General features: G+C 40.0%; 16 protein-coding genes and 1 pseudogene. 12 read left to right on the top strand and 5 right to left on the bottom strand.

Features of this window, described 5'->3' with window-relative positions:
* Positions 1–161 precede the first annotated feature (161 nt).
* Positions 162–743 (bottom strand): hypothetical protein, encoded by a 582-nt coding sequence (locus tag GM920_RS02455; protein ID WP_182953091.1) that lies wholly within the window; start codon positions 741–743, stop codon positions 162–164.
* A gap of 197 nt (positions 744–940) precedes the next feature.
* On the opposite strand from GM920_RS02455, the gene GM920_RS02460 reads away from it, so the two are divergent.
* The 3 genes and pseudogenes from GM920_RS02460 to ribB all read left to right on the top strand — a co-directional run.
* The gene (locus GM920_RS02460) at positions 941–1,438 is read left to right on the top strand and encodes a hypothetical protein (protein WP_182953093.1); all 498 of its coding nucleotides are present in this window, start codon (positions 941–943) and stop codon (positions 1,436–1,438) included.
* A gap of 13 nt (positions 1,439–1,451) precedes the next feature.
* Positions 1,452–2,315, top strand: a complete 864-nt coding sequence (locus GM920_RS02465) for an AraC family transcriptional regulator (RefSeq protein WP_182953095.1) — start codon at positions 1,452–1,454, stop codon at positions 2,313–2,315.
* 94 nt (positions 2,316–2,409) lie between these two features.
* Positions 2,410–3,012 (top strand): annotated as a pseudogene (ribB, locus tag GM920_RS02470) (3,4-dihydroxy-2-butanone-4-phosphate synthase); the annotation flags it as partial.
* Positions 3,013–3,026: 14 nt separating this feature from the next.
* On the opposite strand, the gene GM920_RS02475 reads toward ribB, so the two are convergent.
* Both GM920_RS02475 and GM920_RS02480 read right to left on the bottom strand, forming a co-directional pair.
* Positions 3,027–4,298: a prephenate dehydrogenase gene (locus GM920_RS02475; RefSeq protein WP_182953099.1), complete on the bottom strand. Its 1,272-nt coding sequence runs from the start codon at positions 4,296–4,298 to the stop codon at positions 3,027–3,029.
* Positions 4,299–4,379: 81 nt separating this feature from the next.
* Entirely contained in the window at positions 4,380–6,644 is a 2,265-nt protein-coding gene (locus tag GM920_RS02480) for a glycoside hydrolase family 20 protein (RefSeq protein ID WP_182953101.1), read from the bottom strand.
* A gap of 158 nt (positions 6,645–6,802) precedes the next feature.
* On the opposite strand from GM920_RS02480, the gene GM920_RS02485 reads away from it, so the two are divergent.
* Together GM920_RS02485 and GM920_RS02490 are read left to right on the top strand one after the other, a co-directional pair.
* Positions 6,803–7,690 (top strand): YegJ family protein, encoded by an 888-nt coding sequence (locus tag GM920_RS02485; RefSeq protein WP_182953103.1) that lies wholly within the window; start codon positions 6,803–6,805, stop codon positions 7,688–7,690.
* Between the two features lie 376 nt (positions 7,691–8,066).
* A complete protein-coding gene (locus tag GM920_RS02490) occupies positions 8,067–8,756 on the top strand; it encodes a substrate-binding periplasmic protein (protein WP_182953105.1) in 690 nt (229 codons plus the stop codon).
* On the opposite strand, the gene GM920_RS02495 is transcribed toward GM920_RS02490, so the two are convergent.
* Both GM920_RS02495 and GM920_RS02500 read right to left on the bottom strand, forming a co-directional pair.
* The gene (locus GM920_RS02495) at positions 8,753–9,571 is read right to left on the bottom strand and encodes an ion transporter (RefSeq protein ID WP_182953107.1); all 819 of its coding nucleotides are present in this window, start codon (positions 9,569–9,571) and stop codon (positions 8,753–8,755) included. The genes GM920_RS02490 and GM920_RS02495 overlap by 4 nt on opposite strands.
* A 19-nt stretch (positions 9,572–9,590) precedes the next feature.
* Positions 9,591–10,295: a FadR/GntR family transcriptional regulator gene (locus GM920_RS02500; protein WP_182953109.1), complete on the bottom strand. Its 705-nt coding sequence runs from the start codon at positions 10,293–10,295 to the stop codon at positions 9,591–9,593.
* Positions 10,296–10,464: 169 nt separating this feature from the next.
* Between GM920_RS02500 and GM920_RS02505 the strand changes: the two genes are divergently transcribed.
* The 7 genes from GM920_RS02505 (at position 10,465) to GM920_RS02535 (ending at position 22,733) form a co-directional block, all read left to right on the top strand.
* Complete coding sequence (locus GM920_RS02505) at positions 10,465–13,776, top strand: SusC/RagA family TonB-linked outer membrane protein (protein ID WP_182953111.1); 3,312 nt, start codon at positions 10,465–10,467, stop codon at positions 13,774–13,776.
* 20 nt (positions 13,777–13,796) lie between these two features.
* Positions 13,797–15,365, top strand: a complete 1,569-nt coding sequence (nanU, locus tag GM920_RS02510) for a SusD family outer membrane lipoprotein NanU (protein WP_182953113.1) — start codon at positions 13,797–13,799, stop codon at positions 15,363–15,365.
* Positions 15,366–15,454: 89 nt separating this feature from the next.
* The gene (locus GM920_RS02515; RefSeq protein ID WP_182953115.1) at positions 15,455–16,384 is read left to right on the top strand and encodes a dihydrodipicolinate synthase family protein; all 930 of its coding nucleotides are present in this window, start codon (positions 15,455–15,457) and stop codon (positions 16,382–16,384) included.
* A gap of 54 nt (positions 16,385–16,438) precedes the next feature.
* Positions 16,439–17,569 carry a Kelch repeat-containing protein gene (locus tag GM920_RS02520; RefSeq protein WP_235964412.1) on the top strand — a complete coding sequence of 377 codons (1,131 nt, stop codon included), beginning with the start codon at positions 16,439–16,441 and terminating at the stop codon, positions 17,567–17,569.
* A gap of 2 nt (positions 17,570–17,571) precedes the next feature.
* The gene (locus GM920_RS02525) at positions 17,572–18,813 is read left to right on the top strand and encodes an MFS transporter (protein WP_182953119.1); all 1,242 of its coding nucleotides are present in this window, start codon (positions 17,572–17,574) and stop codon (positions 18,811–18,813) included.
* Between the two features lie 99 nt (positions 18,814–18,912).
* Positions 18,913–20,487 (top strand): sialidase family protein, encoded by a 1,575-nt coding sequence (locus tag GM920_RS02530; RefSeq protein ID WP_182953122.1) that lies wholly within the window; start codon positions 18,913–18,915, stop codon positions 20,485–20,487.
* A 140-nt stretch (positions 20,488–20,627) separates the two neighbouring features.
* Positions 20,628–22,733 carry a GDSL-type esterase/lipase family protein gene (locus tag GM920_RS02535; protein WP_182953124.1) on the top strand — a complete coding sequence of 702 codons (2,106 nt, stop codon included), beginning with the start codon at positions 20,628–20,630 and terminating at the stop codon, positions 22,731–22,733.
* The last annotated feature ends 4 nt before the right edge of the window (positions 22,734–22,737 follow it).

Here is a 22,737-nt window from a genome sequence, read left to right on the forward strand (position 1 = left end):
AAAGCCCTAGTAGATCCCCAGAAGTCTCCTCCCAATGCCTTGATAATGCGCCACACTATATCTTGTCATTATGGCAATTGCATATAACATAAAAAGAGGTTGCGCATCTTTTTATCGATGAGACAACCTCTTTTGGCTGGTAATACTTTGAAAAGTAGCGGTTAATTCATATCTCTTTCCACCTTTTTAGCAGTACTCTGTCCAGGAAGATAAATTTGGAAACCTACCCCTAGACTTAAGGTATGGCTATAGGCACTACTACCAAAACCTACGATTCCATTGTATTTTAATAAAGCTTCTAATCCAATAGAACGGGTTACGAAATACGTCCAACCTGGTCCGAAACTAAACCCAAGGCCATTGGTAGAACCTCCAGATCCTGCAGGGTTGATTCCATTGATGCCTACAGTAGCTTCACCAAAAAATCTTGAATTTTTAACGACCTCATTGGCACCTGTCATGCCGTAAAATCGTCCTAGGGCACCAACGCCATAAGAAACACTGGTTCCTGCTCCTTTAGCTGTGGCAAGACCAAAATTAACATCTCCACCCAGTGCAAGACCATCTTGAATAAACCAGGCTGCTTTTGGATTGATATTTAAGCTAAAGACATTGGGCTTATCTAGCCCAAACTGGAGGTTAGTGATGTTGGCACCCATCATCACATTTCCTTTCTGTATCTGCGCTGATGCTCCGTAAAGCAAGCCGACACATAAACTAAGTGTTAAGCATAATTTTTTCATCTTGTAGAATTTAAATGTAATAAGGTAACAAATATGGAGGGGTTTGGTTTTAAAAACTCTTAGCACTTAGGTGTTTAGCGACGTTTGTTTTGGCGATCCAATAAAATAGGAGTACTTTTTCTGGTCTTTACTATACCTTTAAAGGCCTTCGTAAAATATCTTACTACCTTTGATGGAATACGATCAATTATATTTAAATGAAATTATCTTTTGGAACGGTCATTAATGATCAGCCTAATTATTTTGTGGAAAAGATTTGGAAGGGACTAACGAACCTTTCAGTTCATTTGGAAAAGGATTATTACGAGTATCTACAACGCCATTTGGAAAAGTTTAACCATAGTTGGGATGGAGATCAATACACGGAATTTTTAGAACCAAAGCTACATACCATCCGTAAGGATATGGATGATTTGTGGCGAGCTGGTATGGAAATCACGATGGTTATTAATAAAGACAGCCCGCAAGAATTCCAATTTGCACCCATTTTATCTTGTCAGTCTATTCAGAAAATTGAACTCCATAAAACGGAAAATGGATGGGTTCAAATTCGTATTGATGGTCGGTTCTTAACAACAGAAGAAGTTCAGGAATTTGCCGTAAATGACGGTTTTTCTAACGCAGATGCTTTATATGCTTACTTTAAGGGTGGCTTTAAGGGAAAACTGATTCATTGGACCGCCTTCAAATATTAACCGGTTATAGTTTATGATTGTTACCTATCAGATTGAAGATTTCTGTTCTCCATGTCTAATTCCAGGTCAGTTCATGATGGATAGATTTGAAAATATCGGCCGACCGGCTAATATGGAATGGCCACATAAACATAATTTCTATGAGATTTTATGGTTAGAAAGGGGGCCTTCTAAACATACTATTGACCAGCATTCTTTTGAACTTTCTTTAGATTCGATTTTTTTTATTGCCCCCGGACAAATTCATGAACTGGCGCAGGAAGGAGATTTAAGGGGATATAGCATTATGTTTACGGCAGATTTTCTGGCCATGGGAGATACCTCTCAGGAGACACTTTCTCAATTGTCATTTATGGAGAATACGTATCAAAACCCCGCTTTAGCTCTAGTTCCGAAAGAACTTGATGCACTTTTCGCCTCCTTAAACCTGCTCCATACTGAAGCAGGAAGAATAGACCGATCTGCAAATGTCATCAGGCATTTGTTGTTGGTATTTCTGTTTCAAATCAAGAGAATGGTCGCAGAATTGCCCGTTTCCGGTAAAGATAACCTTCAAGTACTGACCGTTAAAAAGTTTAAAAAATTGGTAGAAAGCCATTTCAAACAAGAAACGAGGCTTTCTTTTTTTGCAGAGTCCTTGTTTATGACGCCCGCACATCTCAATGAGGTTGTGAAAGCGATTACTGGCAAAACAGCAGGTGAAACGGTAAGGGAAAGATTACTTTTAGAGACCAAAAGGATGTTAATGCATGGCCATTTGACTGTTGGACAAATCGCTTCAGAACTTGGATTTGCAGATTTTTCCTATTTCTCCAGACAGTTTAAGAAGCAAGAGGGAGTTAGTCCGGCGGCATTCCGTAAAATGAAAGCCGATTGACGCTCCTAAAGTACCAATAATGCCTTTTTTTATCCTAAAATCGAGTATCAATTCTAAATACCTTTGCACTTGAGTAATTTAAGCGATAGATAGCATGAGAATTAAACTAAATACCATTCCTGAGGCAATCGACGCCCTAAAAGAAGGCAAAGTCATTATTGTGGTAGACGATGAAAACCGGGAGAATGAAGGTGATTTTATCACCACAGCCGAGGCAGCAAGTCCGGAGGTGATTAATTTTATGATTACTCATGGCAGAGGACTAGTTTGTGCGCCATTAACTAATCAACGCTGTCAGGAGTTAGAACTTCATCAAATGGTACAGCAGAATACTGCTGCTTATGAAACTAGTTTCACTATTTCAGTAGACCTGATTGGAAATGGGTGTAGTACAGGTATTTCTGCCTCCGACCGTTCCAGAACCATCCGGTCCTTAATAGATCCTAAAGTTAAAGGTTATGACCTGGGTAGACCAGGACATATATTTCCCTTGCGAGCACATGACGGTGGGGTATTGGCTAGACCAGGACATACAGAAGCAACCGTAGATCTGGCTCGTTTGGCAGGGATGGAGCCCGCCGGTGTACTGGTAGAGATTCTTAAAGAAGATGGGGAAATGGCTCGCTTACCTGATTTAATGAAAATAGCCATTAAACATAAATTGAAAATCATTTCTATTGAAGACCTGATCATTTTCCTGAGAAAGCAAAACTAAGGCGAATAGGTCTGATCTGATAACCTTTTGATCATTGCCGAACTTTGTTCACGTCCATGTTCCAAACGGTCTTTGAAGAAAAGCTTAGTTTGATCAAAATGTTGTTTGTAACCCTCCATATCCCCGTACCCAATAATAGAGGTCCATTCCCGTACTGCGGAATGAAATTCCAGATCGTCGGCACGGATGCTTTTATCGAACAATGCAGCAGTGATAGATTCTTCCAATAGTTCCTCATTGCGGAAAAGGTATTCAACAATCCCGAGGCGCAAACGAAAAGGAGGAGTCTGGCAAATCAGGTTGTCATAAGGATTGGTTTGTAAGTGGTACCAGGAATCTGCCATACTCAATAAACTCAAGTGAGAATTTGCTTTTCTAATGCCCGGACTGGAAGAGAGAGAAAATTCCTGCATGATCTGATCATCCAATAACAAAGGCTTCCTGCTTTCATGGAAAACAAAATCCCGAACTTTATACAGCCGGGTTCTGAAGGCCTGCTCTTCCTCCATGATCATCATTTTGAAAAGCTCAGATTCCGACTGTGCATAGCGCTTAACTTGTAGTCTGGCAAATGGGTTTAAGATCGCCAGGCCAGCATATATATGTGCTTTATAACTAAAGATCCGAAGTGTAGTGAGAATTTTCACATTGTCTATTCCGCCCAGGTAAGAGGCATTTTCCCAGGGAAAGAAACCTGCGGATGCCCAAGCGGTTCCCATACTTTCAAAACCAACGTGGGTAGCAGCCTGGGTATCGGCAACAATACGATCATGGTCTTTGTAATCCTTGATTTCTACCATTTCAGAGCCTAAACAGGAGAGGAGATCCGTCATGCGCTGGTAAGCTTCTACAGTAGTTCGGTGTGGGATTACAATCATTTTCTGCCCTGCGGGATCAAATCCGGGGCCATGAAGCGAATGACAAGTAATGATGTGTACGTCTTTTGGTAAGTGCTTTTCGAAAGCCATGATTTCAGGATGCTTCACGGAAGTTTGTCCAGCCACAATCGCACCATATTTGGTGGAGCTGCCATAACGCTCCAGCACTTCTTCAATACGTTCAGATTCTACCGCATAAAAGATCACATCACAAATTCTAGACACTTCTTTACCGTCATAAAGAATGGAAATCCCCAATGGGTTCAGTTCTTCTTCCAGTTGTGCCCGTCTTTGCGGAAGGTCTGAGCCATAAACAACATAACCTGCTTTGGCAAACCCCTTGGCGTACATCTTTCCCATATCGCCTAAACCGATAATTCCTACATTCATAAAACCTGTTCTTAATACAAAGAAGCGAAATAACGATGGATGATAAAATGACTACCGTCACATCATCCATATGGGTGTTATTTAATAAACGACTACCTCATCCGTAAACATAAAACCTTTTTTCTCATTCTTTGCCGTAATCCTAAGGTATCTGGCAGTATTTCCTTTGAGGTCAAAAATGAAAGTTTTGAACCTTAATGAGGCATCTGTATCCGGTACATCATTATCTACTTGTGGTATTGTTTTGAAATTGATGCCATCAGCAGAAAGGGCAATTTTAACATTTGCAGGCATGTAGACTCCTGGGCCGGTCAATTGCATAAATCTCATTTTCAATTGTTGCAAGCTTTCTGGATTCTCCAGGTCGATGGTGATATCCAGGTCGCCGAGAAAACCTTGCCATTGTCCGTCCCCATAAGTCAGGTCTCCGGTTTGTCCGTTAACTAAGTTCAACTCTTTTTGCGCAGGGTAATTGCTGCTGTATTTATTGTTGTAGGTTACTTTTTTACCAATGGCTTTGTGCAGATCGATTGTTAATTCCTGTACTTTCCCTGCTGGAACTTGATCTTTGAAAATTACTGCTTTTACGATTCCGGTTTGATTTAAGGAAATTCCATCTTTATAGACTGAGGATTTCGAGGTTGGTGTGCTTCCGTCTAAAGTATATCTGATTTCCGGCTGGAATTGCTCAGAATTGATAGTTACCTGCGCCAGCTTTTTTAGCATATCAAAACTGGAAAGAATACTCAAACTGTTGGATGGTGGGTAGTAGTTTACATTCAACTGCTGTAATAAGCGGTAATGCTTTTGCAGACGAGATTGAAAATCTTCCCAGCTTTTTTGGGGAATCGAAGTCCAGGCAACTTCAGAGAGGGCAATTACCCGTGGGAATACCATATAATCCACCTGATTAGCCGTTGGCATATATTCTGCCCATACATTGGCCTGTACACCCAATACGTGTTTTTGCTTTGCAGGATCAATTTCGGTAGGAATTGGTTGGTAGCTGTATACTTTTTTTAAGGGTAAGTAGCCACCAATGGCTTCTGGCTGTCCGATGGGATTGGTTTGATAGGAATCCAGGTAGAGGTGTGAACCGGGTGTCATAATGACATCATGCCCGGAGTTGGCAGCTTCAATACCTCCTTTTTCGCCACGCCAGCTCATAACGGTTGCATTTGGTGCCAATCCACCTTCCAAGATCTCATCCCAGCCAATCAATTTTCTTCCTTTGCTGGTGAGGTAAGCTTCTATTCTTTTGATGGCATAACTCTGTAAACCATGCTCGTCTTTTAGGTCATGCGCTTTAATTAATTTTTGGCATTTCGGACATTGTTTCCAGGCTGTCTTATCTGCTTCATCTCCACCAATGTGAATGTACTTGGAAGGAAAGATATCAAGTACTTCATCCAATACGTTTTGAAGAAAAGTAAAGGTCTCTTCGTTTCCAATGCAGAACTCCGAATTCTTATAAGGGAGGCCATAACAGGATAAGTTCGGGTAGGCGGCAAGGACCTCTTCACTATGTGCCGGCATTTCTATTTCAGGAATTACGGTAATGCCTCTTTTTGCAGCATAGCTGATCAGTTCCTTTGCTTGTTCAGCTGTATAGTAGCCTCCGAATGCACTAGGACTTCCCATTTCAGCATATTTACGACCATTGCTCCACCAGTTTTTCCAATTGGCATCGGTTCTCCATGCAGCAAACTGGGTAAGTTTCGGATATTTCTTAATTTCTAAACGCCAGCCGGCACCATCAGTCAGATGCCAATGGAAGGTATTTAATTTATATAAGGATAAAAGATCGATGTATTTTTTTAGAAAAGTTATTGGTAAGAAGTGACGCGATACATCTAACATTAATCCACGGTAACCAAAAGCAGGCTGATCTTCAATCCATACTGCAGGTAATGATTTGGTGTCAGTTCTGGTATAAGCAATCTGGCGTAAGGTGGAAATACCATTCAATAGTGCTTGTGGCTGATGTGCAGTAATTACAATGTTATGGCTTGTGATTTCAAGCCGGTAGGCATTTGTGGCAAGGGTATCTTCTTTAGCTGCTTTAATTAGGATTACGCCTTGCTTTGGAAGCTGCTTTAGATTTTTAAGCGTGCTTACCTGATCGAATTTTAGGTAAGGATGCTCTTTTAATAGTGACGCTGCATCTTTAAAGTCGGGACTGGCAAAAACTTCCGTTTTTGTAGTATATATATAGTGTCCTGCTTTCGCAATTTGAACCTTTGGTCTTGGAATTATAAATAAAGAATCTTGCGCTATGGTAATTTGAGGTGTTAAATATATTGTTGCAGCAATAGAAAGGGCTGCAACCCATTTGGTCGTATTCATGCTTGTTGGTTTCGGGTTTGTGTGTTATTCAAATTTACATATTATTTGTAAGAAGAAAAGAAACTGGCATTCTGTATTGTTTCCATGGTATAGTAAAGATTTCTTTTATTAATTATAAAAGAAATTATTATATTTAAAAAACCATAAATTACACGCTCATGGGTTTCTTGTCACAATTTTTCAAAAAAGGTAGATTAGAGGAGAGGAAAAACGAATTCAGTCTGGGGTATATTCCAAAAGAAGATGAACGGATGAATTGGGCGATTGAAAAGGCTCGGTTAACATTATGGTATTTTGAAGAACATTTAAAAAGGCCGAAGCCTGGCCAGGATTACTTTTCAATTAAAGTAATGGTTAAAGATCAGGATCGGGTAGAACACCTTTGGTTGACTGCACCAGATTTTGACGAAGAAGGAAACCTTTATGGAAGAGTGGGGAATGAACCTATTCAAGTGAATAATATAAAATTGGGACAGCAAATTGGCATTGGTCGGTCTTTAATCTCTGACTGGATGATTGTAGAACATGGGATATTGCTTGGTGGATATACCATTAGAGCAGTTCGTGATGTACTTCCTGATATAGAAAAAGAATTATTTGATGAGTCAATAGGTATTGCCATCGATGCCGGTGCAGATCATTTTATCCCAGATTTTAGTACACCGGAAGGAGCCATCACTGCTTTGGAAGATGCTTATCAAAATAAAGACCTTTTAAAGGTTCTTTCTTGTATGGATTTTAGGGAAGAAGCCCGGGTATTATTAGGACTTTTAGAATTAGGAGAAAACGATGAGGTGGCGATTCGAGAAGCTTCAGAAGCGCTTGAAGCAGCTTATATTGAAAATTTGGAAGAAAATGGGATGCCTAATGTTGTAGATCTTAAACGGGCATTTTCCAAACGAGATAAAATTACTAATGATTATTGGATCATTACGGAGATCCTTACTTTTCCAAATGGAAACGTGATAGAACAACGCTTGAAAACAGTTAAAACTGACGATGGCTGGAAAGTGGTTGGCGTATTTAGAGATAACATCGCTTCCTGATCTTAAGCGTTCAACAGAAAGCGATATTATCAAATATAACTAATGATCGCTGGTATCTACTGGTGTTTTAATGAAGGACAGGTAGTATGCAGTCACCATAATGATAACTACAAGAGAAAGTAAGAAAACTAACATACGTATTGATATTTAAAGTTGATAAATAATTATGGTATGAAGGTAATGATTCTTTTTTAGACGTACTTAATATGCTTACTGTTTTTTTACATTCGAAATAACCAACTCTTTTTCATTGTTTTACCTTGATTTTAGCGCTAAAATTTTCATGAAATGAAGCTTCTTTCTTCGGGTTATAGGCATAAATTGCTTTTACAATCGTAAATTAGCCGCGCCTTGACCCCTTAATCCCTAATTGAATATGGCCTTAAAGAGAGTATTAAAAGTCGGTTTAGATTCTGCCGCACCGTTCCCGATGCACTCAGACTATAATTCTGAACGATTTGAGGGCTTTGAAGTAGATCTTTTGAGCGCAATCGCAAAGCACCTGGATTTCGAAATACAGTACGAAGTCTCTTTATGGAAGAAAATACTTGGAAAATTATTCAAAGGGGAGCTGGATCTGATCTGCTCTGCGGTCACGATGACAGCTACACGTAAACACATCCTGGAATTTACAGAGCCTTATTTGCATTTCCGACTTTGTGCCGTAGTGCCTGCCAATGATGTATTGATCAATGAGGTCAAAGATTTAAAAGAAAAAAGGGTAGGTGTAAGAATCGCAGCGGAAGCGGAACGCCATGTGCATACCAAATTTCCAGATGCTAACATGGTACATGCGGATACCAATAAAGAATTGTATCATCAACTGGAATTGGGGGAGATTGACGCATTAATTGACGATTCTCCAATTGCGAATGGCTTTTTGCAAAAGAACGACAAATTAAAAATAGGCTTGTTTTTACCCGGCACAGACTCTCAATATGCCATTGCCATGAAAAAGGGTGATGTGGAATTGAAGAACCAGTTTAATGAAGCCTTGAAATTAATTAGAGAGAACGGAACTTATGATGTCCTTTATAATAAATGGTTTTTCGGAATGAATTTCTAAAGTTTTGTTGCGCAATATTTACAGAATTTAGCATCGTCATCGTGGCCTTCTCGGCCACAGCCCGGACAAACTTCATGATGAAAACCTTTTTTTCTGGCTGCAACCGCCATTTCTGTCGTAATAATTCCGGTTGGGACGGCAATAATGGCATAACCAATCAACATGATTAAGGAGGCTACAAATTTACCAAGTGGCGTTACCGGAGAGATGTCACCATAACCAACAGTAGTAATGGTGACAATGGCCCAATAAATACTTTCGGGAATATTGGTAAACCCATTTTCCCGGTTTTCTATCAGGTACATCATTGAGCCCAACACAATTACCAGAGCAAGCACCGTGAGCATGAAGATGCTGATTTTACGCATACTTCCCCTTAAGGCCACGGTTAAGAACTTCATTTCTGAGAGATAATGGCCCAGTTTAAAAATTCGGAATACACGGAGTAACCTCAAGGCACGCAAGGCAAGCAAGGATTGAGCGCCAACAAAAATCACACTTAGGTAAGAGGGAATAAGTGCTAATAAATCTACTATACCCAGCGGACTTTTGATGTAATTTATCGGATGTTTGATAATGATCAATCTCAGGGTGTATTCTATCGTAAACAAACCAGTAAAGGTCCATTCCATAATAGAAAATATATCGCCATACTTTTGATGATAACTTTGAATACTATCTAGCATCACGACCAGAATACTGGTGAAAATCGCAATCAGTAAGGCTACATCAAATGCTTTTCCTGCATAGGTGTTGGACTCATAAATGATTTCATGGAGCTTAGCCCGCCAATCCTGATTTTTTTGTTGCTCCATACTTGGACTTTTTCGAGGTTTAGCTGAAAATTCTTAAGAAATGATTCTCCAGGTGATTTCTCATGGCATTCCTAAACAATTCTGGAGAACCGTTTTCCAGGATATCTACCAAACCTTTGTGGGATACAAACTTTTTAATCGTTGCAGGTTTTTTTAACAAACCACTGTTATGAACGTAATCAAATACTGGGAGTAATAATTTCTGGAATTTCTTTAACGTTTGATTTCCGGTGATTTCGTAAAGTTTTCCATGAAAAGTAATTTCGTGATCGATGTGAAAAACATAGTCTTCTGAGGTGTCTGGCTCATTTTTAACGATTTCTTTAAGCTCCTTGATGTGCTCTGCAGTAATGTTCTGGAATAGGAAATCGGCCATGCCAATTTCTAAAACCAAACGCATTTCAAAAATTTCCTTTAAGGTTTCCTGATCTAGTAAATGCGGATCAAGGGATTTTCCAATGATGCTAAATATATCTGGACTGGTGATCACTGAACCTTTTTTCTTTTTCGTTTCAATCAGTCCCCTCATTCTTAACCTTAATAATGCTTCGCGGGTTACGGTTCTGCTTACGCCTAGGTTCTTTGATAAATCTATTTCTGTAGGAATGACATCTCCGATTTTTAACTTCCTGTCTACCAGTAGTTGTACGAGGTTGGCTTCCACTTTATCTACCAAACTGCTGGTATCCATCTGGATAAATGTATTCACTGTAGTGCTTTCCATATTATGTATAATAATAACTAATTGAGAGTATACGTCTAAAATAGTACTAATAAAGCGATTTATCAAAAATGGCTAAAAAAAAATATAAAAAATTCTTGCTTTCAAATAATATTTATCTCAACTTAGTAGTATTATGTATAACATAATGCTAACCAATAAACCTAAAAGTATGAAACAGTTTTACCTAAAAACAATTGTTTTAGTATGCTGCCTATTCTCCGTAATGGGTGTATTTGCACAAAACAAAAAGCTGAGCGGTACCGTGACCGCTGAAGATGATGGGCAAGGGATTCCCAGCGTCAGCATTTCCATCAAAGGAACTAAGTCGGGCACACAAACCGATATGAATGGAAAGTTCATTATTGAAGCCAATCCAAACGATGTTCTTGTGTTTACTTATGTCGGCTACCTGACTCAGGAGCAGAAGGTTGGAAACAATACCAATCTAAAAGTAGTGATGAAGCCTGCAGCTGCGAATCTTGATGAGATCGTGGTCGTAGGTTATGGTACGCAAAACCGACGTACCGTAACCAACTCCATCGCGAAGTTAGATAAAGAAGTTTTAGCAAACGCGCCACGCGCCAATGTCGGATCTGCTTTACAGGGAACGATTGCCGGTGTTCAGGCGATTAGTAAAAGTGGACAGCCGGGTGTTGGCCCAACTGTATTTTTAAGAGGTGGGGCATCCATCAATTCACCAGGAACGCCATTGGTAATTGTTGATGGGGTTATTCGAGATTATAATGACATCGCTTCTGAAAACATCCAGTCTATGGAAATCTTGAAAGATGCAGCTTCAACTGCGATCTATGGTGCCAGAGCAAACAACGGGGTTATCTTGATCACCACAAAAACAGGCGCAGCAGGTGCCGCGCAAATCAATTATAAATTTACCGGTGGTTATAACGTAAGAAGAGATGGCTATACCTATTTAGGTGCTAAAGATTATATCTATTATACGCGTTTAGGTTACCTGAATTCTGGAAAACCAGTAGGAGATGCAAATAATGCAAGAGGCTTAGGATTAATCAATGACGCAGCCAATCTGGCAAGTTTTGACATCAGAAAATATGTGGATGGAACAACTGTATTGCCAACAGGATGGGGTATCGTTGATGATCCTTACGGAGGTCAGTTGATGTACAAAGATCATGGTGGTGAAATTGAGAACCTGGTATTCAGAAATACCTATACTAAAGACCATTATGTCAGTGCTACAGGTGGCAATGACAAAGGTAAATTCTTTGCTGCTTTTGATTCCTATAATGAGGATGGGGTGATTGTGGGTTCTAGCTATAAACGCTACACTGCAGATTTAAATGGCTCGTATAAAGTCAGACCTAATATCGAGATTGCCGGTGGTACCACGCTTTCAACTTCTTCTCAATTGGGTACAATTGGTGGTGAGGTGAACTCACTGTACAGAAGTTTAGCAATTTGGCCAACTTTTAACCCATGGTTAGATGAGGCTAAGACCGCTCCAAATCCTGGAAATAGTGCCAGTGATGGTAATCCATTATATTGGTTGAGCAGATTAAAGCGTCAGAATGAAGTGAATAAAGTAGTAATTAACGGTTCCATTAAATGGGATTTACTACCTGGATTATACTTCAAAGGTACTGCCAATGCTTATTTACTAGATAGAAAAGATGAGTCTTTCCAGAAATCTACACAGACCTACGCCAATATCTTTGCCAACCCACAATCAATAGGTTCTGCAAGTAGAGATGCGATTTTGTTGTCAAGAAGAGATTTTCAGACGCAATTTAACGGGATATTAAACTATAATAAATCTTTAGATCTGCATAATTTTACTGCGATGGTGGGTGCAGAAACCTTCCAGGTTAAAACGTTCAATTCGCAGTTGTATGGTCAGAATGCCCCTACAGATGAAATTCCTACAATTAATGCTTCTACAGTTTTCCCTGCAACAGTAAATGGTGCAAAAGCAAACTATAGTGAAAAATCAGTATACCGCATCAATTCATTCTTCGGAAGGTTTGCTTATGATTTTGATCAGAAATATCTGTTTACCGCAGTACTTCGTGCGGATGGTGCTTCCAGCTTACCTGACCAACACAAATGGGGTTATTTCCCAGGTGTTTCAGCAGGATGGAATGTTCAAAAAGAAAAGTTCTATGTGAATGCTGGAGTTGATAAATATGTATCTACTTTAAAACCTAGAGTGAGTTATGGGGTGAATGGTAATATCGCTGGTTTGGGCAGGTATGAAGTTCAAGGGGTATACACTTCTCCACCAAATTATGATGGTGCTGGTGGTTTTTACCATGATAAATTGGCCAATCAGGATTTAAGATGGGAGCGAAGCAAAACTTTAGGTGCTGGTTTAGACCTTGGTTTATTGCAAGACAGAGTTACCTTGTTATTTGATTATTACGATCGCAGAACTTCAGATTTGTTAACACCGCTTTTATTTCCTGATTATGTGGGTTATCCTCCAATTCAAACCAACTCAGGGACATTGCAAAATAAAGGTTATGAATTTGCAGTAAATGCAAAAGTATTGAATACGGCTGGTGGTTTTACACTAAGCCTGGGTGCGAATGCCAGTTTTGTGAAGAACAAAGTATTGAAACTTCCTTACAATGGCAATGAAAACAACAGACAAGGTGGATTACAGGTGTATGATGCTAAAACTGGTCAGTTAAAATGGGTAGGTGGAATTCAGGAAGGTCAAACTATCGGTGATATTTATGGCTTCAAACAAGTATCCATCTTTAAAGATGATGCAGAGGTACAACGCATTGCTGGCAATAGAAAAGATATGATCGCCAATGTAAACGGACCTAATTTACCCAAAGGTACTGCTCCAGGTACTGGCAGAATCACCCCAGGTGATGTAAACTGGTTAGATGTAAATGGTGATGATATTATTGATTCAAGAGATCAGGTGTATCTTGGAAATATGGCGCCAAAATGGACCGGTGGTTTTAATGCCAATGCGAATTATAAAGGATTCAATTTGTATACCAGATTTGAGTTTGCTTTAGGCCATACCGTTTACAATGATCTATTAGCACGTACACTAGGTAACTATCAGGGTACTTTCAACTATACCGATCTGATTACTAAAGCTTGGAGTCCTGATAATACCGTTACTGATATTCCTAAAGTATATTTTGCCGATCAGGTACAAGGTTCTAAACAGAACTATACCAGAGCGAATAATGCTGGTGCTGTAGTAAATGGAAACAATTCATTGCTGTATGAAAAAGGAGATTACCTGGCATTAAGAGAACTTACCCTTTCTTATACCTTGCCAAAATCATTAATGGCTAAAACTAAATTCTTAGCGAATTCTAGAATTTATGCTACTGGAAGTAACCTTTTCTACATCACTAAGTTTACCGGTTCTTCTCCAGAGGCTCCTTTGGATGCTAATAACAAACTTACTGGTGTGTATTTAGGTGCATATCCTACCGCGAGATCTTTTGTTTTGGGCTTAGAAGTTTCCTTTTAATCAATAATAGATTAAACATCATGAAAAATAACTATAAAAATATAATCGCAGCAGCCCTTTTGGTAATGAGCCTTGGCGCCTGCAAAAAAAGTCTGGATTTAAAACCAATCAGTAACCTGAGTGATGATACTTTCTGGAAAACAAATGATCAATATGATGCCTTCGTAGCTGCTGTTCATGGTAAATTCCGTGGTCACAATAGTAGTTTTATGTTTCTGGGGGAGTTAAGGGCTGATATTTACGGAACTGAGCCGGGAAGCGCTGCTTCTTTCACCGGTGAAGCCTCTCAAGGGCTAGAGCGGATGTGGTTGCAAACTCTGACACTCGATGCTGCCGGAGTCAATACATTTGGTGGTTTTTACAGCAATATCAATCAATTGAATCTATTGATCCATAAGCTGAATACTGGGAATGTAGTGTCTGAAGCTACAAAAAAATACGAATTGGGTATGGCCTATGGCATGCGTGCCTTTTATTATAACCAGTTGTACCGCAGTTGGGGCAGCACGGTAATCGTTACCGACTTTATCGATGCTGCTAACCTGGATTTGTTTAACCTTGCTAAAGCGGCTTCTCCTGCAGCAGATGTGCTGAAGTTGATCAGAGCAGATATTGAATTGTCGCTGGAGAACTTTGGTACCAATTATACGATTCAACACAATAAAGGATATTGGTCTAAATCAGCTACGCTGATGCTGAAAGCGGATAACTACCTATGGAGTGCCCATAGAGAAGGTGGTGCTGCCGATGCAACTACGGCTAAAACGGCTTTAACTGACATTCAAACTAATGTTCCGGCATTAGGTTTATTAACAACTTCAAGCAATGCATTAAACACCCCATTTGCAGATCTTTTCTCGACTACAAACAGGGGAAATAAAGAGGTTATTTTGGCCAGTAGGTATTTGCTAAATGAAGCGGAATTAAGTTTTATTCCGAGCTCATTTACTCCTCAGACGGGCCTGATCACGAATTTTTATGACTCTTTGGCCAATAGACAGTTTAGTGTGACTGCTGAGAATTATAGTGGTCTCTTGCGTGCACCAATCAAAATTGCAACCTATAGAAAGTTCAATGAGAAAGATACCCGTAGAGCTGGGACCATTCAGGCAGCTTATAAAATGCCAACAGCCGGGAACTATGTCATTGCTGGTACTTTCCTGAAAAAATTCCAGGGCCAACAAGATGCAGCAACCAGAAAATACACCAATGACTATCCAATTTATCGTTATGCTGATTTACTTTTATTACTTGCAGAAGCTAAAGAAGTATTAGGAGAAAGTCCTGCAGCTGAGATCAACTTAGTAAGAGCCAGAGCCTACGGTGTAAATTATGATCCGGCAGTGCAAGGTTTCCCTAATATGCCTGGTGATGGTGACATAAAACAAGCGATTTTAAAAGAACGTTTGTTTGAGTTTATTGGCGAAGGAAAGCGCTGGTATGATTTAAGACGTATGGGTGATAATTATGTTTATGCCAACACGACCTTGCTACCGGCTGATGCTTACAAATTGTTCTGGCCGATAGACCGTACTTCTTTGACAAATAACAAAGCCCTGGTTCAAACCACTGGCTACGCTCAATTCTAACATAATATTTGGTGTAGGAGTGGAGGCCTTTATGGCCAACACTCCTAACTTATACATCCCTATTTTGCATTCTTTAAAACACATATAAAATGACGATTCAACACTTACAAGGCCTGATTGCTGCGCCCTTTACACCAATGGATGAAAATGGACAGTTAAATGTATCCTTGATTCCAAGCTATTACCAGTTTTTAAAAGCGAACAAAGTTACGGGCGCATTCATTTGCGGATCTACCGGAGAAGGCGTGTCCTTAACCAATACCGAGAAAAAAGAAGTGGCACAAGCATGGGCAGATTGCACCCGTGGCGACAATGATTTTAAGGTAATGATGTTTTTGGGAGGAACGAGTGTTGCCGATTGTAAAGATCTGGCTGCATTTTCTCAGCAAATTGGTCTTTATGCCATCTCATTTACCGCCCCTTTCTATTTTAAACCTGCAAATGTAGAAGTATTGGCTACCATCTGTGCGGAAATTGCGGCTGTTGCACCTGATATGCCTTTTTATTATTACCATATTCCAGTATTAACGGGTGTCGGTTTTGCCATGTACGACTTGTTACAGGCTATTGATGGTAAGATTCCTAACTTCGCTGGAGTGAAATATACACATGAAGATTTCATGGATTTCCTATCTTGTATCCATTTTAAAGAAGGTAAATATGATATGCTTTGGGGTCGTGATGAAAATATGCTTTCTGCATTGGTTTTAGGAACTAAAGGCGCTGTAGGTAGCACATTTAATTATGCCGCTCCCTTGTATTATGATATGATAACCGCTTTTGAAAACAATGATTTGAAAAAGGCACAACTACTACAACAACAATCAATCGATATGATCAGATTATTAGGTAAATATGGTGGTATTGCTACTGGTAAGGCCTATTTAAAATTAGTTGGCGTAGATTGCGGTGAATTTAGATTGCCTGTGAAAAATATGAGCGCAGCGCAGTTTGAGAGTTTTAAACAAGATGTAGCCGCTGTTGGTTTCGATAATTTTAAATCAAAAGCAGCGCATTAGTCATTAATAATGAACGCGATGAGCAAGTACCTATTTTATTTATCAGTCCCCCTTATGTTGACAACAGCCGTGTTCGCACAAAAAACTTCTGCTGAACAGATCGAATGGTCTATTGCAGCTAAATTACAAGCGCCCGATGGGCAAACTTCCATTGGATTTGCCGGGGCGATTAATGCGGTTCTTCAGAATCGTCTTATTGTGGCTGGAGGTGCTAATTTCCCAGATAAGAAACCCTGGGAAGGTGGTAAAAAACACTATTCTAAGGAGATTCATATTTTAGAAAAAACAGGAAATACATATTCATGGAGTAAAGAAAAGGTGTTTTTGCCAGAGGCGATTGCCTATGCCGGAAATACCACTACGAAATTCGGGATTGTATACGCAGGTGGGGAAAATGAGCAAGGATTATCCAATCAGGTTTTTCTATTGAAACAGGATGAACTTAGTTCTAAAATAATAGCAAAACCTTTAGCCAACTTGCCTATCGCCTTAACAAATGTTGCCTTAACCAGTATTGGGAATTTGGTATATGCCATTGGTGGTGATCAGGAAAAATCAACATCTAAAGCTGTATTCAGCCTGGATTTGAGTTTGCCTAATGCAACATGGAAGGTATTACCAGCCCTGCCAATTCCTTTGGCAAATTCAGTTGTGGTGGTGCAAAGTCCTTCAAAACAGGCCCTGATTTATGTGATTGGTGGTCGTACTAAAACTCCTGAAGGGATTAGCGACTTGCATTCAACCGTATTCATTTATAACCCTGAAAAGCAAGAATGGAAAGCAGGAGCAAAGATTAATGATGGAAAAGAAGAGATGAATTTCTCTGCTGGAACCGGTCTGGCTGTGGGTAAAAATCAGATTCTAATCTTTGGTGGCGACAATGGAAAGACTTTTCATCAGATAGAAATTTACCTATCTAAAATTGCTAAAACTGAGAACCCTGAGGAAAAAGCAAGGTTGACAGCGGAGAAGAACCAGTTAAGTATCCATCATAAGGGGTTTTATAAGGGACTTTTACGCTATGACGTTGTCAATAATACCTGGTCAAAAATAGGTGAATTGCCTTTTCTGTCACAGGTAACGGCCATGGCCACAAAATGGAACAATGATATCTTCATTTCCAGCGGAGAAGTGCAACCTGGCGTCAGGACACCGAACATTATGCTGGGGAAAATAAAAGACTAGAAATGAAAAACACAAACAGATATGCCTGGGTGGTGGTTGGATTATTGTGGGTGGTGGCACTATTAAATTATATGGATAGACAAATGTTGTCTACCATGAAGCCTGCAATGCAGATCGATATTCATGAACTGCAATCGGCCACAAACTTCGGCTACCTGATGGCTATTTTTTTATGGATTTATGGGTTTATGAGTCCGGTATCCGGAATTATCGCCGATAAATTCAACCGAAAATGGCTGATCGTTGGCAGTTTGTTCGTTTGGTCATTGGTGACCTATTTAATGGGCTACGCCACTACTTTTAACCAAATTTATTGGCTGAGAGCTTTGATGGGTGTAAGTGAGGCATTATATATCCCTGCGGGATTATCATTGATTGCCGACTTCCACTCTTCGAAAACCAGATCACTAGCCATTGGAATCCACATGACCGGCCTCTACATGGGCCAGGCTTTGGGAGGTTTCGGTGCAACCATTGCCGATAAGTTTTCCTGGCAAGCGACTTTCCATTCCTTTGGAATTGTAGGGGTCGTCTATGCCTTTGTATTGGTGTTTTTCTTAAGAGAAAAGAAGGCTTCCGAAAATGTAAGTATGGATGATGAGATTAAGATGAAAGTAAAACCTTCCATTTTTAAAGGATTCGCCATTCTATTCACCAATATTTCTTTCTGGATTATCCTGTTTTATTTTGCCGTTCCAAGCTTACCAGGTTGGGCAGCAAAAAACTGGTTGCCTACGCTTTTCGCTCAAAACCTGGATATTCCTATGGCTACTGCAGGCCCGCTGTCGACCATTACTATCGCTTTCTCTTCTTTTGTAGGAGTGATCTTTGGTGGGATTCTTTCAGATCGATGGGTGCAGAAAAACATTAAAGGTCGTATTTATACCAGCGCCATCGGTTTGGCATTAACCATTCCTTCTTTGCTGTTTTTAGGTTTCGGCCATTCTTTGTTTCATGTACTAGGTGCCGCATTATGCTTCGGCTTAGGATTCGGAATGTTCGATGCCAATAATATGCCGATCCTTTGTCAGTTTGTTTCCTCAAAATATAGAGCTACAGCTTATGGATTGATGAATATGACCGGGGTGTTTTTTGGTGCATTTATTACGGATTTATTGGGAAAATCTTCAGATGCGGGTCATCTGGGACAGGATTTTGCCATGCTTGCCGGAATTGTATGTATAGCCTTGTTTGTACAACTCTACTTCCTTAGACCAGTAGTAAACGATTTTGCAGATGCTTAATACCAAATACTAATTTTTAATTCAGATGCTAATTGTCCATTGCTAATCCCTTTAATATTTATTTGCTGATACCTAATAATTCACGAAAAAAAACTAAAAATGATGATTTCACAACACTACAAGTATGCTGCCCTCTCTGTCCTTTTATTGGCCACAGGCTTTACCGCCCATAGTCAAAATGTTTCAACCAAATCTGCTGGATTAACCATCACAGCCCAACAAACCGTAAACCCGATCTTAAAAAGAAAGGCCGTTAATCCTGTATGGCGGATGGAGATAGAGGTTCCTGCGGAAGGGTTGGAATTTAAAACCTTATCAGGCACGCTAAATAAAGCCGGAATAACCGACCTTAAATTTTTAGAAGCTTATTTGAGTACGGAGAACAAAGCGCATGAGCAAGTGCTGGATGTGAAGAAAAGAATAGGTGCGGTAGAGGTTACTGGAAAAAACTTCCAAATTCCTTTGGATGCTAAATTGGCAGCAGGTAAACAAGTGATCTGGATCAGTGCAACTTTAAAGCCTGAAGCCAACATTGACGACCGTATAGAATTGAAAGTTTCAAACTTAACTGATGCAGGTTTGGTAAAACATAAAATTGGTATTTCAGGTCCTCTAGCTGCTACTAGATTAGGAATTGCATTGAGAAATCCCAATGATGACGAGGTGAATTCTTACCGTATTCCCGGAATTACGGAAACAGCTAAAGGAACATTAATCTCTGTTTATGATGCACGCTACAAGAATAGTGGTGATTTGCCAGGTAATATTGATGTAGGCATGAGCAGAAGTACAGATGGTGGTAAGACTTGGGAGCCGATGAAAATCATTATGGATATGGGTGCTCCCCATGAAAATAATGGGGTTGGTGATCCTTCCGTTTTATTCGATCCGGTAACAAAAACCATCTGGGTAGCCGCATTATGGAGTAAAGGAAATCGCTCTATTGCAGGTTCTGGCCCAGGTCTTTCTGAAGATGAAACCGGACAATTTGCAGTAACCAGCAGTACCGATGATGGCTTAACCTGGTCAAAACCATACAGCATTACCAATCAGGTGAAAAATCCAAAATGGAGGTTGTTTTTCCCTGGTCCGGGAAATGGAATTGCTATGGCTGATGGTAAAATTGTTTTTCCAGCTCAATATTGGGACGAAAACAAAATGCCACATTCTACTTTGATCTACAGTGCTGATCATGGGAAAACCTGGAAAGCAGGAGTAGGTGCTAAATCTAATACCACAGAAAGTCAGTTGGTAGAAACTACACCGGGAAAACTTATGCTAAATATGCGCGATAATCGAGGGAAATTTAGAAGTGTAGCTACAACTACAGATATGGGACTAAGCTGGGAGACACACGCTACTTCCTACAAAACACTGATCGATCCGGTTTGTATGGCCAGTCTGATTAAGGCCCGCGTAAAAGTAAAGGGAAAAATGAAAGATGTATTGTTTTTCAGTAACCCGAACTCTTCAACAGATAGGAAAGACCTGACGATTAAAGTGAGCCTTGACCTTGGAGAGACCTGGCAAGATGCCAATTTACTGGTTGATGACAGAGACTCTTTCGGTTATTCTGCACTTACAAAAATTGACGACCAAACTTTAGGTTTGTTATACGAAGGTGTGCGTGATTTATATTTTGTACGTATCCCGGTTAATGACCTGATTAAATAATCAATACACATAAATCTCTGTAGTTGAGTTGATCAACTGCAGAGATTCTTTTATGATCAAGTATGGCTGGTTCTGTTGTTTTTACTTGAAATGCATTAAACCTCAACCCATAAACCAAATAAGAAAATATACACGACAGCATGAGAACCACAAAAAAAATCATCCTAATCGTATGGTTATTGTCGCTTTCTTTACAATTTAACCTGTTTGCACAGGGTAAAAAGATAAAAGTAGCCTGCATCGGAAATTCCGTAACTGCAGGTTATTTGCTTAAAGACCCTACACAGGAAGCTTATCCATCAGTTCTCCAAGGACTTCTGGGCGATGCTTATGAGGTAGGTAATTTTGGCCTGGGCGGAGCCACTTTGTTGAAAAAGGGTCACAGGCCATATTTTAAAACCAAAGAGTTTACTGCAGCCTTAAATTTCCAGGCAGATATTGCCATTGTACACCTGGGGCTAAATGATACGGATCCTAGAAACTGGCCGGAATACCGCGATGAATTTCAACGCGATTATGCCTGGTTACTGGATACTTTAAAGAAGAATAATCCCAAAATCAAATTATATGTTTGTCGCCTAAGTCCAATTTTTAGCGAACACCCAAGATTTAAATCTGGAACCCGTGAATGGTACTGGCAGATACAAAAAGAGATTCCATTGATCGCAAAAGATAATCAAGCTTCGCTGATTGATTTGAATACACCCTTAAACAGTCGCACAGACTTATTTGCTGATAACCTGCATCCGGATAAGGAGGGGGCAAGTATTATTGCGCATACAATTTATGAAAATATCACTGGGGATTATGGCGGATTAAAGCTGCCTGTTCTGTTTACAGACCATATGGTTTTGCAGCGTGACCAGGCGATTCCTGTTTATGGAACCGCTGACGCAAATGAAACGGTTACGGTTACTTTTAAGGGGCAAAAGAAAACTGTAGTTACTGGAAAAGATGGGAAATGGAAAATAGAATTTCCTGCAATGCCTCATGGCGGACCTTTTCAGTTGGTGGTAAATGACAGGAAAAAGAAGATCGTTTTAAATGACGTATTGTTAGGTGATGTTTGGTTATGCTCCGGACAGTCTAACATGTATTTTAAGTTGAAACAAGCAGCCAGCGGTGCTGCAGAATTAAAGCAGTTCCGGGCACAGCCAAAATTAAGGTTGATGAAATTTACTCCCCTTGCAGAAACTGATGCCGTATCCTGGGACAGTACTACTTTAGCTAAACTCAACCATTTGGACTATTTCTCTGGAAACTGGGAAACAGCCAATGCCAGTAATGCCGCAGATTTCTCTGCGATAGGTTATTATTTTGGTCAGCAATTAATGCAAGAGGAAGGGGTACCCATCGGACTGATCGAGATGGCTGTTGGTGGTTCTACTTTGGAATCCTGGATCGACCGCTATACTATGGAGCATGATCCACAACTGGTAGATGTGCTAACCAATTGGCGTAAGTCGGATTTTGTGCAAGAATGGGCACGTGGACGCGCAAATCTAAACCTTAAAAACGCTCAAAACCCAAGACAACGCCATCCTTATGAACCCGCTTATAATTATGAAGCAGGAATTTCAAAGCTGATTGCCTCTCCAATAAAAGGGGTGATCTGGTATCAGGGAGAAAGTAATACTCAAAATCCAGAACTTTATGCACACAGTTTTCCGGTATTGATCAAAAGTTGGAGAGCAAAATGGGGCATTGATTTTCCATTTTACTACGTACAACTTTCAGGTATTAACCGCCCTTCATGGCCTTATTTTAGAGATATGCAGCGCGAAGTTCAATATGAGGTACCAAATACTTATATGGCCGTTAGCTCAGATCTTGGGGACTCTCTGGATGTCCACCCGACTAAAAAGAAGGAGGTGGCTCTGCGACTGGCTTTACAGGCATTAAAACATAGCTACCATAAATCAGTTGTTGCTGAAGGGCCGGTTGCAGAATCTGCGCTATTAAAAGGCAATAAAATAGAGGTTTCTTTTGTTAATGGCAACTACCCGGTGCTAAAGGGTGGAGAACCTATAATCGGTTTCGAACTGCTTTTGGAAAAAGGAGTCATTCTGCCGGTAGTAGCTACGGTAGTTAATCACAAAGTTGAACTTCAAATCCCTTCACAAACAAATACAGAAAAAATAAGAAAAGTAAGGTATAGCTACGCGCCATTTAGTCGCGCAAATCTGGTTAATCAAACTGGATTACCAGCTTCCACCTTCACTTTACCAATAAAATTAAGCAACTAAACAC

Origin of the sequence: Pedobacter gandavensis (genome assembly GCF_014172405.1) — a bacterium.
Taxonomy (GTDB): Bacteria; Bacteroidota; Bacteroidia; order Sphingobacteriales; family Sphingobacteriaceae; genus Pedobacter; species Pedobacter gandavensis.

Bases quoted from the DNA above. Each gene is read 5' to 3' on its own strand.
- GM920_RS02520 (WP_235964412.1), top strand. From the start codon at position 16,439: ATGTTGACAACAGCCGTGTTCGCACAAAAAACTTCTGCTGAACAGATC.
- GM920_RS02495 (WP_182953107.1), bottom strand. From the start codon at position 9,571: ATGGAGCAACAAAAAAATCAGGATTGGCGGGCTAAGCTCCATGAAATC.
- GM920_RS02455 (WP_182953091.1), bottom strand. From the start codon at position 743: ATGAAAAAATTATGCTTAACACTTAGTTTATGTGTCGGCTTGCTTTAC.
- GM920_RS02505 (WP_182953111.1), top strand. From the start codon at position 10,465: ATGAAACAGTTTTACCTAAAAACAATTGTTTTAGTATGCTGCCTATTC.
- GM920_RS02500 (WP_182953109.1), bottom strand. From the start codon at position 10,295: ATGGAAAGCACTACAGTGAATACATTTATCCAGATGGATACCAGCAGT.
- GM920_RS02485 (WP_182953103.1), top strand. From the start codon at position 6,803: ATGGGTTTCTTGTCACAATTTTTCAAAAAAGGTAGATTAGAGGAGAGG.
- GM920_RS02525 (WP_182953119.1), top strand. From the start codon at position 17,572: ATGAAAAACACAAACAGATATGCCTGGGTGGTGGTTGGATTATTGTGG.
- GM920_RS02465 (WP_182953095.1), top strand. From the start codon at position 1,452: ATGATTGTTACCTATCAGATTGAAGATTTCTGTTCTCCATGTCTAATT.
- GM920_RS02475 (WP_182953099.1), bottom strand. From the start codon at position 4,298: ATGAATGTAGGAATTATCGGTTTAGGCGATATGGGAAAGATGTACGCC.
- nanU (WP_182953113.1), top strand. From the start codon at position 13,797: ATGAAAAATAACTATAAAAATATAATCGCAGCAGCCCTTTTGGTAATG.
- GM920_RS02460 (WP_182953093.1), top strand. From the start codon at position 941: ATGAAATTATCTTTTGGAACGGTCATTAATGATCAGCCTAATTATTTT.
- GM920_RS02515 (WP_182953115.1), top strand. From the start codon at position 15,455: ATGACGATTCAACACTTACAAGGCCTGATTGCTGCGCCCTTTACACCA.
- GM920_RS02480 (WP_182953101.1), bottom strand. From the start codon at position 6,644: ATGAATACGACCAAATGGGTTGCAGCCCTTTCTATTGCTGCAACAATA.
- GM920_RS02535 (WP_182953124.1), top strand. From the start codon at position 20,628: ATGAGAACCACAAAAAAAATCATCCTAATCGTATGGTTATTGTCGCTT.
- GM920_RS02530 (WP_182953122.1), top strand. From the start codon at position 18,913: ATGATGATTTCACAACACTACAAGTATGCTGCCCTCTCTGTCCTTTTA.
- GM920_RS02490 (WP_182953105.1), top strand. From the start codon at position 8,067: ATGGCCTTAAAGAGAGTATTAAAAGTCGGTTTAGATTCTGCCGCACCG.